Genomic DNA, 16,078 nt, shown 5'->3' on the forward strand with positions numbered 1-16,078 from the left:
TTTCTATTGAATTATACAGGCTGCTACCGTTGAATTGGACGTTTCATCCACCAGAATGGCAGAGCCCGTTGTTTTGTTATTGGTAAAGCTGTCATAGACCAAAGGCTGTGCCGTTCGCAGGGTAACTTTCACAATTTCATTCAGTTTAATCTCTCCATCGGCCTGTTCCCTGATAAGAGTATTCACATTGATCTTGTAATCAACCTCTTTTACTACTGCTTTTATCAGTCTGCTGTTTTGCTGCAAAAGGTATTTGTTTCCTGGCTGCAGCGGTTTCTGATCCAGCCAGCATAAAAGAATTTCAAGATCTTTTTCAACGGCCGGAATATGTTCTTCCGTGGCAAAAAGATCTCCACGGCTGATATCAACGTCATGAGCAAGATGAATAACGGCTGGCTGGCCTTCAAAGGCTTCTTCTTTTTCAATGCCATTGATCTCAATTTTGGTGATTTCAGTGGCCAGGTTTGCAGGAAGTATATGGATTTTATCTCCTTTGGTGAACTTTCCGCTTAATATTTGTCCGGCATATCCTCTGTAATCATGCAGTTCTTCGGTTTGAGGACGAATCACGTACTGAACCTGAAAACGGCTTCCGTTATTTTTTTCTTCATTGATCGTTACTTCTTCAAGATATTCCAGTAAAGAATTTCCTTCATACCAGTCTGTTCTGGAAGATTTTGAAACAATATTATCTCCTTTTAATGCAGAGATCGGGAAATAACTTACATCATTCAGTCCAAGATTTTCTGCAATTTTTGCATATTCTGATTTTATATTTTCAAAAACTTCTGCCGAATAATCTACCATATCCATTTTATTAATGGCTACAGCTACTTTCTTTAATTGTAATAAAGAGGCGATGATGGAATGTCTTCTGGTTTGTTCAATCACGCCTTTTCGTGCATCAATCAGAATAACCATCAGATCTGAGTTGGATGCTCCGGTGATCATATTCCGGGTATATTGTACATGACCGGGAGCATCGGCGATGATAAATTTTCTTTTTGCCGTTGAAAAATAGCGGTAGGCAACATCAATGGTGATTCCCTGTTCTCTTTCTGCACGCAGACCATCTGTTAAAAGAGCAAGGTCTACTCCGTCTTCATTTTTGTTTTTAGAATGTTTTTCAAGGACTTCCAACTGGTCCTGCAAAATACTTTTGCTATCGTAAAGCAGTCTGCCGATAAGGGTACTTTTACCGTCATCCACGCTTCCTGCTGTTATAAATCTTAATATATCCATCCGATTGTAATTATAAATGATAAGTGATAAATTATGAATGATAATTGATGAAAATACTTTGTGTAATCATTAATCAATTATCTTTTATCATTGACTAAAAATAGCCTCCTTTTTTTCTGTCCTCCATAGCGGCTTCTGTTACCCTGTCATCAATTCTGGTTTCGCCACGCTCTGAGATTCTTGTCGCTACGATTTCTTCGATAACGGCATCTATCGTAACAGCATTAGATTCCACAGCTGCAGTACAGGTCATATCTCCTACGGTGCGGTAACGGATTTTCTTAGTAGTAATGACGTCTTCCGGTTCTAAAACCACATGGGAAGAATTGGCCAGCCACTGTCCGTTGAAATCGATTACTTCTCTTTCATGCGAAAAATAGATGGAAGGAAGTGCAATTTTTTCTCTTCGGATATAATTCCAGATGTCAAGCTCTGTCCAGTTGCTGATAGGGAAAACCCTTACATTTTCTCCTTTGTGAATCTTTCCGTTAAAGATATTCCAAAGTTCAGGACGCTGAAGCTTAGGATCCCACTGCCCGAATTCATCACGAACGGAGAAGATCCTTTCTTTGGCCCGGGCTTTTTCCTCATCTCTTCTGGCTCCTCCTATGCAGGCATCGAATTCAAATTCTTCAATAGTATCAAGAAGAGTGTAGGTTTGCAGCCAGTTTCTGCTCGGGAATTTACCTTTAGCCTCAGTCAGTTTTTTACTTTTTATCGTGTCTTCCACTTTCCTAACGACCAGATTCACATCTAGCTGTTCCACCAGCTGATCACGGAAATCCAAAACCTCCTGAAAGTTGTGTCCCGTATCTACATGAACAAATGTAAACGGAATTTTTCCGTGGAAGAAGGCCTTTCTTGCCAGATGCGCCAGTACGATACTGTCTTTTCCTCCACTGAATAACAACGCCGGACGTTCAAACTGGCCTGCGACTTCTCTTAATATATAAATAGATTCGGCTTCTAACTGATCTAAATAATTTAAATGATGTATTGACATTTTTTTCTTTTTTTATTGATGAATATGCAGACCGCATTCTTTTTTGTTGGCATCTTCCCACCACCAACGGCCTGCTCTGAAATCTTCTCCTTCTTTGATCGCTCTGGTACAGGGCTCACATCCTATGCTCAAAAATCCTTTTTTATGAAGGTGATTGTAAGGTAAATGATGATCTTTTACATACGTTGTCACCTGTTCTGTCGTCCAGTGAAGGATGGGATGAAATTTTATGATTCTATTATCCGGATCCCATTCCAGCTGAGGCATATTCTGTCTGTTGGGAGAATGTTCGGATCTCAGACCTGTGATCCAGACTTCGTAGCCTTCCAGCGCTTTTCTTAAAGGATGAACCTTTCGGATGGTACAGCATGCTTTCCTTTTTTCTACAGACTGATAGAAGGAATCAGGGCCGTTTTCTGTGACAAATCCTCTGAGCTCGTCCGTATCCGGATAATAGGCTTTAATGTTCTTTTTAAAGAAAGCCTTGGTGGAAGTCCAGGTTTCATAAGTCTGTTCAAAAAGTCTTCCCGTATCCAGGGTGAATATTTCAATATTTAAATCTTTAATCAGATGAGTGATGACCTGATCCTCGTAACTGAAACTGGTTGAAAAGATCACTTTACCCGGGAATCTTTCAGTCAGTATTTGCAGTGCATTAGTTTGGAAAGAAGCTTCATCAGCCTCTTTCACAAGATTTTCGAATTCATTTTTCAGACTGTTTTCCATTTTGAATTGAGATTTAAGTCTTGCAAATATATATAAAATTCTATAACTCCTATCAAAATAGTAGAATTTAAATAAAAAAAATTTTATTCTTTATTGATGAACTTGGTTAAGGTAGCTTCCATCATGCTTTTTCTGGTCTTTTCACGAACGATCATAAGTTCTTTCCTCAGATAGCATACTGCTTCGTCTACACAATCATCACATGCTTCGTAAAAATTTAAAGAAACGCATGGCGTAAGAGCGATCGGGCCGTCAAAGATTCGGTAAATGTCTGCTAATGAGACCTCATCGGGTGATTTTAAAAGATAATACCCGCCTACTTTGCCTTGCTTGCTGTTAACGAGTTTGGCTCTTTTTAGTTCGAGAAGAATCTGTTCCAGAAATTTCTTGGGAATGTTTTCGTCCTGTGCAATAACGGAAGTTGGCAGAAAGCCCTGGTTATAATTCCTTGCTAATCTGACCATTGCTTTAAGCGCATATTTGCAACGTTTCGACATCATAATTTCTGCAAGTTATGATAAATTATCTGATAAATGAAATGTTTTTATAGCTGAAAACTTTGTATTTTAACCACAAAAGCCACAAAAGATAAAAACACTTAAGTTGATTTTAAGTACAGATAAACTGCTAAGAAGTTCACTTAAGTTTAAAAATCGAAGATTTTTATAATACACAAACATCTGTGTAAATCCGTGAAATCTGTGGGAAAAGCTAACCACCCCGTCAAAAATTCTTTGAATTTTTGCCATCCCTCCACAAGAGGGGAATTCTAAGCCCTCCGTTTGTAATATGAGCCATAAGTTTACTCTTTCTGTAAAATAAAGTACGCCAGTTCTCTATCCTCCCGTTTTAGATTTTCAACTCTTTTAAAGCCGCTTTTCAAAAGTACTTTTTGGGACCCGATATTATCAAGATCAGTTACTGCTACGATATCTTTCTGATGATTTATTGATAAACAGTGGTCAACAAGTGTTTTACAGACGTCCGTTCCGAGACCTTTACCCCAGTATTTTTCATCTAAAGTATAGCCTATTTCCATCTGATCAGGATTGTCGAGAAAGATTCTGGCAAGGCACATTCCAACAAAATCATTGTTCTGAGCTTGGAAAATTCCCCATCTGCTGAATGGTCCCCCTTCATAATCTGCCAATGCTTTGTCAAACATTTCTTTATATTCTTCCGGGGTTTTGTAGGGCAGATATCGGGTTACATTTTCATTTTCAAAAAGAGTGGAAAATAATGAAAATTCTTCAGGGGTAAATTCACGGATAATGATCCTGTCGTTTTTATAATGCATTGAATATTGTTATCAAAGAATAAAATTACATAAATAAATGAAGAACTGCTCATAAACAGGATAAAAAAATTGGGCTTACAATGAAGCCCAATCAACTGTATATGAATAGTAATACTATTTTTTAATGAATTTCTGAGAAGTTTTCCCTAAAGAGGTTTCAATATCAATCAAATAAGTTCCGCTTAGGAAGTGTTTAACGTCAACCTTATCACCAATAGCTTTAGCATTCATTTTTCTTCCAAACATGTCGTAGACAGAAATTGATTTGATTTCCCCCTTTGTTTTAATTGTCAAAACATCAGAAACCGGATTTGGATAGATAGATGTTTCTGTGTTTGTTATATCAACATTTGCAGTGGATAAAAGTGTACAAGGTGTTGTAATACTTCCATATGGTTGTGTGTTGTATGCAAACTCAGTGACAGAATAATTTGAACCATTGGCCCCAACGCTCACTTTGAAATAGCCGTTAATATCGTAGCCATCGAATTGGTTTCTAAAACCAACATAAGCGGTTTTACCAGACCAGGTAGTATAGGTAGGAGTATACACATCCAGTTGTCCGGGAGTCCAAGTTGGATACCCTATATTATTTGCATTCGTTATGGTGGTACAGGCTGGAATTAAACTAATATTTCTTGTTCCTGTTTGGCACACTAATCCTTTCCAATAAGTTTCCAATTTTAATTGATTGGCTCCATAGTACCAGGCGCCATACCCTGCATCATCACTAAGCTCCGGGTTAATGATAAAATATTTCCAGGTTGCCCCTGAGTTGGTGGTTACTGTTGTTGGTGTTGGGTTGGCATAACTTTCCAGAGGAGTTCCGGTAACTATTTTGTAAGGATCTTTATAAGAAAAAGTTAAGGCCAAAGCTGTCGTTGATCCTAATGAAGTTACGCCTCCTGTTATAGCCGGATTCAGGAACGTAATTGATGAATTTAAGACCTGACTTTTAGAATGACTGGTTGCTGCACCATTTATAGTAAGTGTAGCAGTCGTAGGGCTTGTAACTACTATACTTGCAGTTAATCCTGCTGGTAATGAAGACGTGAAATGGGTTCCTGCAGTAAGAGTTGTTCCATTGGGTACGGCAAATGTTGCTCCGTTCAGCGTAATCGTTGATATAGGGGCAGATGCTACTGTTCCGTCTAATGACACGACTCCATTATTGTTTAAGTTCTCTGTAAATGTACTGTTGCTAAGGGCTAATCTTGGTGGAGTATTGGCAACTCCGGTTGCGGCTAAGTTGGCAGGCTGCCATAAATTTATTCGCGAAGGATGGTTTAATGCTGCCAGCATTCTGTTAACCTGTCCATTGGTAAACATTTTATAACAGCCGGAAGAACCATTGTATCCCATATAGTTTTCAACGTTTACTTTTTGTCCAAGACAATTGTTTCCAGAGTTACATCCCAATCCGGAAGAAGCATTTTCTACAGGGGTGTCAGCAACTCCGTCACCATCATTACCAGGGTTCGAAGTTGAACACAGAACATTGAACGTGTGTTGAAGATTTAACCAATGCCCGAATTCGTGAGTAAATGTATCAGAAAACTCGTTTGAAGCCACTGTTCCTGCAGCATTAAATATATAACGTCCATTATACACCACTCTGGCTGTATTTACTGAACTCATGTATGAATCCGGATACCAGGCAACTCCTGATTGATATAAATCTTTATTAGCATACAAGTCATTTTGGATATACACATTCATATACTTTGTATTATCCCAGGCATCTGCGCCAATTTGTGCATCATATCCGCCTCCATTGCCATATCCGCCTTTGAAAGGGTGAAATACTACTCCACTTGTTGCTTTTCCGGTTGGATCAATTTTAGCTAATCGAAATTCAATACTTAATGCTCCTCTGATAGATTGGAAATCAGGATCAACGGTATTTGAATCCGTGTTGATTCCATTGAAATTTAAGTTGATTTGTTGCAGTAAGTCAACTACTTTTTGGTAATTTACTTTTACATTACTTTGAGATTCTCCATACACATGAAAAACCACAGGGATGATGTAGGTTGGATTGCTGGCCCTATTATTCAATGAATTTTTGTCTGATCCCATTTTTTTTACGAAATCTTGAGTGTATTTCTCAAAATTTTCATATTCAGCCTTAGATTCAGGGTGCAGTTCAAAATGTTTTTTCATCATTTCATCTGCTTTACACTCACGAGGTCTGTTTTCCTGAGCAAAACCTATTACTGGAAATAGGGAAACAATTAGTAGTAATTTAAATTTTTTCATAAATTTTGGATTTGGTTGTTAATAAATTATTTAAGTAATCAAATTGTTTTAGCTTTAATTTGGTGTGTTATGTGATGTTTTTTAACTAAATCTATCAGGGTTGAATATTTCTATATCAACCGTTGGCTTTTCGTCATTGGCAAGTTCTGAAACTGTTTTTCCAAAAATGGGTCCTAGGCTTAGTCCCATCATACCGCCGCCGCCTGCGATAATCAGGTTCTTCAATTGGGAAGACTGTCCTAAATACGGAAGGCCATCCGGGGCGCAGGGTCTGTATCCAAACCAGATTTCGGATTCTTTAGGGGATTCAACCTTAAAATCGGGTAAATATTTGGGGATGGATTGGATGATTCCTTCTACCCTTTTCATATTAATTTTATCCTGATGGGAAGCCAGCTCCATCGTTCCGCCGAAACGGATCTGTCCATTCATTGGAGTCACTGCTACTCTAGCTTCGAGTAATAAAGCGGCATGCTCTAATGTATTATGCGGATTTTCCGGTTGGTGCATCAACGAATAACCTTTCCCGGGCATTAATTGTATTTTAATACCTGCTTTTTGTGCAAGCTCAGGTAAAAATGAACCTCCTGTCATGATAAACTGGTCGGCTGTAAATTCTTTACCATTGGCAATGACCGTTTTAATCGTATTTCCAAAAGTTTTAAAGCCCGTTACTTGATGATGAGTATGAAAAACGACACCTTTATTTTTAAGATAAGAGATCATTTGTTTCATCAGTTTCATGGGATTCATATGGCCGTCGCACTTATAATTAACCCCACCGGTTACATCCAGCCGGACATTGGGCTCCAGCTCCTGAATTTCTGATTGATCCAGAATATCAACAGATAATCCCATATTGATGGCTTTGTAAGCCAACTCTGTCTCTTCTTCTGCCACTTTCTCTGTTTTATAGAGCATTAGAATACCATTTTGATTCAGTTCAAAATCAAATCCGTCTTTTTGGGCAATTTCATCATACAATTTGCTGCTTGCCAGATTAAGATCCCGGATTGCTGCAGCAGAGTAATCAACATGTTTCTGGTTGGAATGTTTCAAAAACTTCAATCCCCAGGAAACCAGCCTGGAATTGAGTGAAGGTTTTACATAAAACGGACTTTTACTGTCAAACATCCAGCGTATTCCCTGAGCAACTACACCCGGTGCGGCCAACGGGGTAAAATGACTGGGCACAATCATTCCTGCATTTCCATAAGAACAGTTGTTGGTAAGATCATTCTGTTCCAGAATTTCCACCTGCCATCCTTTCTGTAAAAGATAGTACGCTGAGCTTAATCCTGCTATTCCTGCACCGATAATCAGTGCTTTTCCTCTATTCTGTGTCATATGCTTGTTTACATCACCTGAAAACCCTGCCAATAAGGATCTTCATCATCAATAATAATATGATTATATCCGGTAATTCTTGCCCAGCCTTCTACTGACGGAATAATGGCTGGTCTCCCATCTAAAGTAGCAGTCTCTTCAATTCTCCCGATAAACTGGGAACCGATATAGCTTTCATGAATAAATTCTTCCCCTTGCTTCAGTTTTCCCTTAGCATACCATTGGGCCATTCTTGCTGAAGTTCCCGTACCACATGGCGAACGGTCTAAAGCATTTTCACCCACCAATACTGCATTTCTTCCACTGGCTTTAGGATCTTTAGGTTTCCCCGTCCACTGAATGTGGCTTAATCCTGTAATATGTTCAATTTCCGGATGGATGAATTCATATTTTTCATTGAGCAATTTTCTGATAATTTTTCCATAATGGATGAGCTGACTGGCCGTAAAATCAGAGATATCTCTGAAATTTTCCTGAGGATCTATAATAGCATAAAAGTTTCCGCCATAAGCGACATCAGCACTTATTAAGCCAAGATCCGGACATTCTACTTCCAGGTTTTCAGCGTAGAGGAAAGATTTTATATTCGTCAGCTTTACAGACTTTACTTTTTTCCCTTCCTGCATATAATCGATGAGAATAAGTCCTGCAGGGGTTTCAAGACGTAATTTTCCCGGAATTTTAGGTACAACAAGTCCTTCCTCAATAGCAATGGTAACTGTTCCAATGGTACCGTGTCCGCACATGGGAAGACATCCGCTGGTTTCAATATATAAAACTCCGATATCGTTATTTTCATCGACAGGAGGATACAGCATACTTCCGCTCATCATATCATGACCACGGGGTTCAAACATCAATCCTTTTCTTATCCAGTCATATTCTTTCATGAAGTGAAGCCTGCGTTCCATCATGGAATTTCCTTTTAAAATAGGTGCACCTCCTGCAACAAGACGTACAGGACATCCACAGGTGTGAGAATCTATACAAAAAAAAGTTCTGTTCATGTGGTCTGTAATTTTAAAGATTCTGAATTCATTACTCCATCCACCATTCTGCTGATTTGTAATGGATTGCCATTTTTAAGCTCATCGGGTAGAAATTCATCCGGCCAGTTCTGGAAAGAAACAGGACGAACGAACCGCTTCACAGCATCCGGCCCCACAGAGGTAAAACGGGAATCAGTAGTAGATGGAAACGGACCACCATGCTGCATGGCATATACAACTTCCACTCCTGTAGGCATTCCATTGAATAGTAGCCTTCCACATTTATCTTTGAGAATATTGATCAGTATTGGATTACTACGTACATCTTCATCGGTGGCTGCAATGGTAATGGTTAACTGTCCTTTTAGCTGCTGGGCAATCTTCATGATCTCTTCATCTGTTTCACACGCTACAACAATACCAAACGGGCCAAAGACTTCTTCACTCAAGACGGGATTATTCAGGAATGTTTTAGCATTTGTCTTTATCACTGAAGCACTTCCCTGATCATTTTCTGCGTCTGTATTTGATGAAGCAATTATTTCAATATCTGTCTGCTCTGTTGCAATATTTCTATTTTTTTCAAAACTTTCCAATATCCCCTTGTGAAGCATTGTAGCGGGAGCCACATTTTGAATTTCCTCTTTTAGAGCATTGATAAAGCGGTCAAGTGCCTTTCCTTTCAAAGCAATAAACACTCCAGGATTGGTGCAAAACTGTCCTGCTCCTAACGTTAAAGAAGTACTATATTCTTTTGCCAATGCTTCTGCTTTGTTTTCAAGCAAGTTTTGAAAAGCAAATACAGGATTGATGCTTCCCATTTCTGCAAATACAGGAATAGGATTTTCACGGCTGTTAGCAATATCAAACAAAGCCTTCCCTCCATTGAAGGAACCGGTAAACGCAACTGCCCTGATGTCTTCATGCTGAGTTAAATAACCTCCGATCTCATAGGATGTTCCGGTAATATGACTAAAAACTCCTTCAGGCCATCCAAAGGCTTTAACAACGGCTGTTATAGCATCAGCCATTATTTGTGAAGTCTGAGGATGTGCCGGATGTGCTTTTATAATGACAGGACAACCTGCACCGATAGCACTGGCAGTATCTCCTCCTGCAGTAGAAAATGCAAAGGGAAAATTACTGGCTCCGAAAACAACGACAGGTCCGATGCCTACATTATATTTTCTGAGATCTCCTTTTTGTTTTTCAGGCTGGGCAAGATCAATTCGGGCTTCTGTATATATCCCGGAAGCAACAGCTTTTGCATAGCTTCTCCATTGTCCTACTGTTCTGGCTTTTTCGCCAATAAGTCTGGCTAATGGCAATGAAGTTTCCTGATGAGTAACTTCCAGAAGCTCTACTCCTAATACTTCGATTTGATCAGCGACAGCATTCATAAATTCAGCCCGTTCAGTAACTGTCGTGTTTTTAAGAAACTGAAAGGCTTCAGCAGCCTTTTGGATTCTTCTATCAATATTTTGTGTTGATGTTTCTTCCATCATATTTGTTGTTCTGGAATTAATAATACGGGACGATTCGCTCTGCCCTCTTCAATGATTTTTTGAATTCTTTCAGCTTCCTCTCCATGAAGTTCAAGACGTGGGGCTCTCACATAAGGATTGCTTATCCCTTCTGCTGTTGCAGCCAGTTTAATATACTGAATAAGTTTAGGGTGAATATCGAGTTCCAGCAATGGCATAAACCATCTGTAAATTGCTACAGCTTTATCATATTCATTGGCTTTCACATAGTTGTACATTGCAATGGTTTCATTAGGAAACGCATCTACAAGACCTGCCACAAGACCGTCTGCTCCAAGCATCAGGGTTTCCAGACAAATCGTATCTACCCCGCCAAGAATTTTGATCCTTTTTCCAAAACGGTTGATCATTCTGGTTACGTTCGCCAGATCTCTTGTCGATTCTTTTACAGCCTGAATGGTCGGATATTCAATAAGCTCTTCAAACATTTCAAGAGTAACATATATACCATAATCTACAGGATTGTTATAAATAAGGATCGAAAGATCTGTAGCAGAAGCCACTGCTTTGAAATATTCAACAACTTCATGATTATCAGCTTTGTAACGCATAGGTGGAAGCAACATAAGACCGTCTGCTCCTAGTTCTTTTGCTTTCTTGGCGAAGTTGATTGCATTTCTGGTAGTATTTTCGGAAAGATTAAGAATAACAGGAATTCTTCCCTGAGTTATCTTTTTGGCGTATTTCAGCAGTTCAAATTTTTCTTCTGTTTCCAAAGCACTGGCTTCTCCTAATGTTCCTGCAAGGATAATCCCGTGAACTCCTGCTTCAATCTGGGCTTCTGTATTGGTGGCAAACATGTCAAAGTCTATCTCACCTTCTTTTGTAAAAGGCGTTAATACAGCGGGATAAATACCTTCCCAGTTTAGTTTTGTACTCATATCAAATAATATTTATCCAAAACTAGCAGAATTTTAAAACGGTAAATGTTAATATTTTAATAGGTTCTCACCGTATTTTAACATGTTGTTTTTTATTGCTCTATGGTGGCTTCTTTGTAGTGTTTCAGGTATTCTTTAGGAGAATATTTCATAATGGATTTGAAAACCCTGTTAAAATTGGTAAGGCTATTGAATCCACTATTAAATGCAACGGAAGAAATACTATACATATTACTGGCTGTCAATAGTCTGCAGGCCCGTTGTACACGAAGTTCATTTAGGTATTCAATATAAGTGATGCGGGTACGTTTTTTAAAAGACCGGCAAAATGCCTGAGGTGTCATACAGGCTTCTTTGGCAATAAGATCAAGGGTTAGTTTATGTTGGGCAAAATTTTTCTTGATAAAAGTCTGTGCATTTATAATTCTTTGATCTGTATCAGAAACAGGATTAGGCAGATTTTTTTCTGAGGATAAAGGAATATGCAAATGCCTATTTTGCATAAGGTGGTTTAAAATCCTTATAAAATCAATAATTTGATCTACACCATTTGTTTTTTGCAGTGCAGCAATATCTCCTGCGATATTTTCTTTAAGTTTGGCTGCTACCTGGAAACCCACTTCTGAATGATTGATGAAGTTTTTAAGTTCTTCAAATTCCGGTAAGTCAAAAAATGCAGCAATCTTTTTATGAGGATCAAAGAAAATAGAGATAGCATGAACTTTCTGCTTTTCGTTTTTCTCAAAACTACCCCTGAAAACATGGGATTGATTAGCTCCGAGATAGAAAATATCACCTGCCTCGAAATTAAAGAGATTCTGTTCTATGGCCAGTGTTCCATGCCCTCTAAGAATCCACATGATCTGTGTTTCTGTATGACGATGGAAATAAGGATAGAAATTAGGCATTATATCTTCCTGAATGCGGATACTTTTATTGGTATCGGCAGGAACAGAAAACTGGAGACTCTTCATCATAATATGAAAGCTTTACCGGGTTATTAGATTAGCAAGGTTAAAATATTGCTGAAGTTAAGCAAAATATGAACATTAAATATCATATTAAAATCCAAATTTTACATATTCTTATTTTTAATGAATAAAGTACTATAAATAGTACAAAATCGTAACTTTAAACTTTTAAAATAAAAAGTATTCATAATATATGTTTTCAGCACAAACTTATCAAGACAGAAGGTCAGTATTACAAAGAAGTGTCTCTAACGGAATCTTATTATTTCTTGGAAATATAGAGAATCCTGTGAACTTTGAACATAATCCTTATTATTTCCGTCAGGACAGTACCTATTTATACTATTTTGGAATTCAGGAACCCCGCATTGCGGCTATTATCGATATTGATGAAAATAAGACCATTGTTTTCGGAGATGAACTAAGTATCGATGATATTGTATGGATGGGCAGGCAGGAAACCTTGAAAGAAAAAAGCCTGAAGTCCGGAGTACAGGAAACTTTACCTTATGCAGATCTTTCTCAATATATTGTAAAAGCAAAAGCTTCAGGAAGAAAAGTACATTATCTTCCTCCCTATCAGTCTTCCAATAAAATTGTACTGGGAGACCTTCTTGGGATTAAAATTGCAGAACTGCAACCATCTGTGGAAATGATTAAAGCCATTGTAAAACAGCGTTCCATCAAAGAGCCTCAGGAAATTGTACAGATTGAACAGGCTGTGAATGTATCCAATGAAATGCATTTGCTGGCCATGCGTGCAACGAAGCCGGGAATGAAAGAATATGAAATTGCCAACGCGATCCAGTATCTTGCAGCGAATAAAGAATGTCAGATGTCTTATCCTCCTATTGTGACCATCAACGGAGGAATTCTGCATAACCATTATCGTCTTAATACCATAAAAGAAGGCGATCTTTTCCTGAATGATTCCGGAGCAGAAACCGCAATGGGATATGCGGGTGATCTTACCAGAACCTTTCCTGTAGGGAAAACTTTTACAACGAAGCAAAAGGAAATGTACGAAGTGGTTCTGAACGCTTTTAATCAGGCTCAAAACCTTTTGAAACCGGGAATACGATTTAAAGATATTCACCTCAAAGCGGCACAACACCTGGTAGAAGGGCTTATCGATCTTGGATTGATGAAAGGAAACCCTGAAGATGCTGTAAAGAATCATGCTCATACCCTATTCTTTCAGTGTGGACTCGGGCATATGATGGGACTTGATGTACATGATATGGAAGATCTTGGAGAACAGTATATTGGTTATACAGGAGAAGAACCAAAAGATACCAAAACATTCGGACTGAAATCTTTACGCTTAGGGAAAGCTTTGGAATCCGGTTTTGTTGTAACTGTTGAACCAGGTATTTATATGATTCCGGAACTGATTGACATTTGGCAGGCTGAAAATAAAAACGTAGACTTTATTAATTATGATAAAGTAAATGAATACCGGAATTTCGGAGGAATCCGTGTGGAAGATGATTTCCTGATCACAGATAACGGATACAGACTTTTAGGTAACGGATTAATTAAAACCGTTGAAGAAATTGAAAATTACAGAGCTGAACATTGAGTTTAATTCAAATACTATCTATGAAGAATATAAAAAAACTAACAGCTATTGCCTTGTATTTCCTGTGCTTGTCACCATTCGCGGCACAGAAGACACAATGGACTCCAGATGGCAACGCTTATTATTCATTTACTAAAAAAGGAGTGGAAATTGTTGATCTATTGCATCCCGGAAAAGATCAGACGCTTTTAAACAGTAGTGAACTGATTCCTGCCGGAAGTTCTGAAGCCTTACAGGTACAGAGTTTTCAGGTATCTCCTGATGATAAAAGTTTATTGCTTTTTGCCAATACAAAGAAAGTATGGAGAGATAATACCCGAGGAGATTACTGGATTTTCGACAAAAATACCAAAAAGCTTACCCAATTGGGAAAAGGATTACCTGCTTCCTCACTGATGTTTGCAAAGTATTCTCCGGATGGCAAAAAAGTAGCTTATGTATCTAAGCATAATATTTATGTGGAAGATCTTGCCAGCAATAAGCAGACTAAGATCACTACAGATGGTACAGACGGAATGATCAATGGAACTTTTGACTGGGTATATGAAGAGGAATTCGGAACTCAGGATGGTTTCAGATGGTCACCGGACGGCAGTAAAATTGCTTACTGGAAGCTGGATGCACGTGGTACGAAAAACTTTCTGATGATCAATAATACAGACAGTCTGTATTCTTTTACCGTTCCGGTAGAATATCCAAAGGTGGGAGAAGATCCTTCCGGATGCAGTATCTGGTTTTATGATCTTGCTTCCCAATCTTCAAAGAAAGCCGATATTGCAGGGGATGAGAAGCAAAACTATATTCCAAGAATGGAATGGGTGCTGGATTCTAAATCCATTATTCTGCAGCAACTGAACAGAAAGCAGAATCAAAGTAAAATTATCGTAGCAGATGCCAATTCCGGAAGCTGTAAGGTCATTCACACAGAAACCGATGCGGCATGGATTGATATAAAAACCCGATGGAATGACAACGATCCAAAAGGCTGGGACTGGATTGATAATGGTAAAGAATTTTTATGGCTTTCTGAGAAGGACGGATGGAGACATATTTATAAAATAGATATGAACGGTAAAGAGACCTTAATTACAAAAGATGCTTACGATGTAATTAAACCAGAATTCTTTGATGTTAAGAACAACCAGATTTACTTTTTAGCTTCCCCGAATAATGCCACTCAGAAATACCTGTACAAAGTAAGTATGAAAGGAGGAAAAGCCCAAAAAGTAACCCCTGAATCCTATACAGGCTCTAATACTTATACGATATCACCCAATGGAAAAATTGCCATGTTTACCAATAACAGTATCAATGCATTTTCCGCAGATGCAGTGATATCACTTCCGGAACATAAAGAATTGGTTGCTGCCAAGAGGTCTGTAAAAGCAGATCCTGCAAAATCTAAAACTGAATTTTTCCAGATTACTACCCAGGACGGTATTACATTAGATGGTTGGGTAGTAAAGCCTAAAAACTTTAATCCTAATAAAAAATACCCAATCGTTTTCTACGTATATGGGGAGCCTGCTCTGCAAACAGTCACAGATGATTTTTATACCGGCTGGAATTGGTTATATGCCGGAGATATGGCTGAAGACGGTTATTTATATGTTTCTCTTGAAAATCGGGGAACACCTTCTCCGAGAGGACGTGAGTGGAGAAAATCTGTCTATCGTAAAATAGGTCAGATGAATATCCGTGATCAGGCGATGGGAGCAAAAGCTTTATTTGAAAAATGGCCTTATATTGACACTTCAAGAGTTGCCGTATGGGGCTGGAGCGGCGGAGGCTCTTCTACCCTGAATCTTTTGGGGCAGTATCCTGACATTTACCAAACTGGAATCGCTATTGCACCGGTTGCCAACCAGTTATTCTATGACAATATCTATCAGGAACGTTATATGGGGCTTCCACAGGAAAACAGAGAAGACTTTGTGAAAGGCTCACCATTGTTTTATGCTAAAAACTTAAAAGGAAATCTTCTGTTGGTTCATGGAACAGGTGATGACAATGTACATTACCAAAATACGGAAGTTTATATTAACGAACTGGTAAAATACAACAAACAATTTCAGCTGATGTCTTATCCTAACCGTAGCCACGCTATTAATGAAGGTGAAGGAACCTTGCTGCATCTGACAACATTGTTTACGAAATATCTTAAGGAACATTGTCCTCCGGGCGCAAGATAAATAACAAAAGTCTCACAGTGATGTGGGACTTTTTTATTTTTCAAT

13 protein-coding genes are annotated in these 16,078 nt (G+C 38.5%); 2 read left to right on the plus strand and 11 right to left on the minus strand.

Annotated features, from left to right (window positions below):
• Positions 1–3: 3 nt before the first annotated feature.
• The 11 genes from A1704_RS00545 to A1704_RS00595 form a co-directional block, all read right to left on the minus strand.
• A complete protein-coding gene (locus A1704_RS00545; RefSeq protein ID WP_062669444.1) occupies positions 4–1,242 on the minus strand; it encodes a sulfate adenylyltransferase subunit 1 in 1,239 nt (412 codons plus the stop codon).
• Between the two features lie 94 nt (positions 1,243–1,336).
• Positions 1,337–2,245, minus strand: coding sequence for a sulfate adenylyltransferase subunit CysD (gene cysD / locus A1704_RS00550; protein WP_062669446.1), 909 nt, complete (start codon positions 2,243–2,245; stop codon positions 1,337–1,339).
• Positions 2,246–2,257: 12 nt separating this feature from the next.
• Complete coding sequence (locus A1704_RS00555) at positions 2,258–2,971, minus strand: phosphoadenylyl-sulfate reductase (protein ID WP_062669449.1); 714 nt, start codon at positions 2,969–2,971, stop codon at positions 2,258–2,260.
• 83 nt (positions 2,972–3,054) lie between these two features.
• Positions 3,055–3,471, minus strand: a complete 417-nt coding sequence (locus A1704_RS00560) for an RrF2 family transcriptional regulator (protein ID WP_062669451.1) — start codon at positions 3,469–3,471, stop codon at positions 3,055–3,057.
• Positions 3,472–3,773: 302 nt separating this feature from the next.
• A complete protein-coding gene (locus A1704_RS00565; RefSeq protein WP_062669453.1) occupies positions 3,774–4,268 on the minus strand; it encodes a GNAT family N-acetyltransferase in 495 nt (164 codons plus the stop codon).
• Between the two features lie 114 nt (positions 4,269–4,382).
• Positions 4,383–6,527 (minus strand): M43 family zinc metalloprotease, encoded by a 2,145-nt coding sequence (locus tag A1704_RS00570; protein ID WP_062669455.1) that lies wholly within the window; start codon positions 6,525–6,527, stop codon positions 4,383–4,385.
• A gap of 81 nt (positions 6,528–6,608) precedes the next feature.
• Positions 6,609–7,874: an NAD(P)/FAD-dependent oxidoreductase gene (locus A1704_RS00575; RefSeq protein WP_062669457.1), complete on the minus strand. Its 1,266-nt coding sequence runs from the start codon at positions 7,872–7,874 to the stop codon at positions 6,609–6,611.
• A gap of 8 nt (positions 7,875–7,882) precedes the next feature.
• On the minus strand, positions 7,883–8,881 hold the full coding sequence (locus A1704_RS00580; RefSeq protein WP_062669459.1) for a 4-hydroxyproline epimerase: 999 nt from the start codon (positions 8,879–8,881) through the stop codon (positions 7,883–7,885).
• A complete protein-coding gene (locus tag A1704_RS00585) occupies positions 8,878–10,368 on the minus strand; it encodes an aldehyde dehydrogenase (NADP(+)) (protein ID WP_062669461.1) in 1,491 nt (496 codons plus the stop codon). The genes A1704_RS00580 and A1704_RS00585 overlap by 4 nt, the downstream gene beginning before the upstream one ends.
• A complete protein-coding gene (locus tag A1704_RS00590) occupies positions 10,365–11,288 on the minus strand; it encodes a dihydrodipicolinate synthase family protein (RefSeq protein WP_062669463.1) in 924 nt (307 codons plus the stop codon). The genes A1704_RS00585 and A1704_RS00590 overlap by 4 nt, the downstream gene beginning before the upstream one ends.
• Positions 11,289–11,380: 92 nt before the next feature.
• Positions 11,381–12,265 (minus strand): AraC family transcriptional regulator, encoded by an 885-nt coding sequence (locus A1704_RS00595; protein ID WP_228436650.1) that lies wholly within the window; start codon positions 12,263–12,265, stop codon positions 11,381–11,383.
• A gap of 187 nt (positions 12,266–12,452) precedes the next feature.
• Between A1704_RS00595 and A1704_RS00600 the strand changes: the two genes are divergently transcribed.
• Together A1704_RS00600 and A1704_RS00605 are read left to right on the plus strand one after the other, a co-directional pair.
• The gene (locus tag A1704_RS00600) at positions 12,453–13,841 is read left to right on the plus strand and encodes an aminopeptidase P family protein (RefSeq protein ID WP_062669465.1); all 1,389 of its coding nucleotides are present in this window, start codon (positions 12,453–12,455) and stop codon (positions 13,839–13,841) included.
• Between the two features lie 20 nt (positions 13,842–13,861).
• Positions 13,862–16,033 carry a S9 family peptidase gene (locus A1704_RS00605; RefSeq protein ID WP_082798674.1) on the plus strand — a complete coding sequence of 724 codons (2,172 nt, stop codon included), beginning with the start codon at positions 13,862–13,864 and terminating at the stop codon, positions 16,031–16,033.
• The last annotated feature ends 45 nt before the right edge of the window (positions 16,034–16,078 follow it).

It is taken from the genome of Chryseobacterium cucumeris (assembly GCF_001593385.1).
Classification (GTDB): Bacteria; Bacteroidota; Bacteroidia; order Flavobacteriales; family Weeksellaceae; genus Chryseobacterium; species Chryseobacterium cucumeris.

Excerpts from the sequence above, each read along its gene's own strand:
- A1704_RS00600 (WP_062669465.1), top strand. The coding sequence starts at position 12,453 with ATGTTTTCAGCACAAACTTATCAAGACAGAAGGTCAGTATTACAAAGA.
- A1704_RS00565 (WP_062669453.1), bottom strand. The coding sequence starts at position 4,268 with ATGCATTATAAAAACGACAGGATCATTATCCGTGAATTTACCCCTGAA.
- A1704_RS00585 (WP_062669461.1), bottom strand. The coding sequence starts at position 10,368 with ATGATGGAAGAAACATCAACACAAAATATTGATAGAAGAATCCAAAAG.
- A1704_RS00560 (WP_062669451.1), bottom strand. The coding sequence starts at position 3,471 with ATGATGTCGAAACGTTGCAAATATGCGCTTAAAGCAATGGTCAGATTA.
- A1704_RS00595 (WP_228436650.1), bottom strand. The coding sequence starts at position 12,265 with ATGATGAAGAGTCTCCAGTTTTCTGTTCCTGCCGATACCAATAAAAGT.
- A1704_RS00580 (WP_062669459.1), bottom strand. The coding sequence starts at position 8,881 with ATGAACAGAACTTTTTTTTGTATAGATTCTCACACCTGTGGATGTCCT.
- cysD (WP_062669446.1), bottom strand. The coding sequence starts at position 2,245 with ATGTCAATACATCATTTAAATTATTTAGATCAGTTAGAAGCCGAATCT.
- A1704_RS00570 (WP_062669455.1), bottom strand. The coding sequence starts at position 6,527 with ATGAAAAAATTTAAATTACTACTAATTGTTTCCCTATTTCCAGTAATA.
- A1704_RS00590 (WP_062669463.1), bottom strand. The coding sequence starts at position 11,288 with ATGAGTACAAAACTAAACTGGGAAGGTATTTATCCCGCTGTATTAACG.
- A1704_RS00605 (WP_082798674.1), top strand. The coding sequence starts at position 13,862 with ATGAAGAATATAAAAAAACTAACAGCTATTGCCTTGTATTTCCTGTGC.
- A1704_RS00555 (WP_062669449.1), bottom strand. The coding sequence starts at position 2,971 with ATGGAAAACAGTCTGAAAAATGAATTCGAAAATCTTGTGAAAGAGGCT.
- A1704_RS00545 (WP_062669444.1), bottom strand. The coding sequence starts at position 1,242 with ATGGATATATTAAGATTTATAACAGCAGGAAGCGTGGATGACGGTAAA.
- A1704_RS00575 (WP_062669457.1), bottom strand. The coding sequence starts at position 7,874 with ATGACACAGAATAGAGGAAAAGCACTGATTATCGGTGCAGGAATAGCA.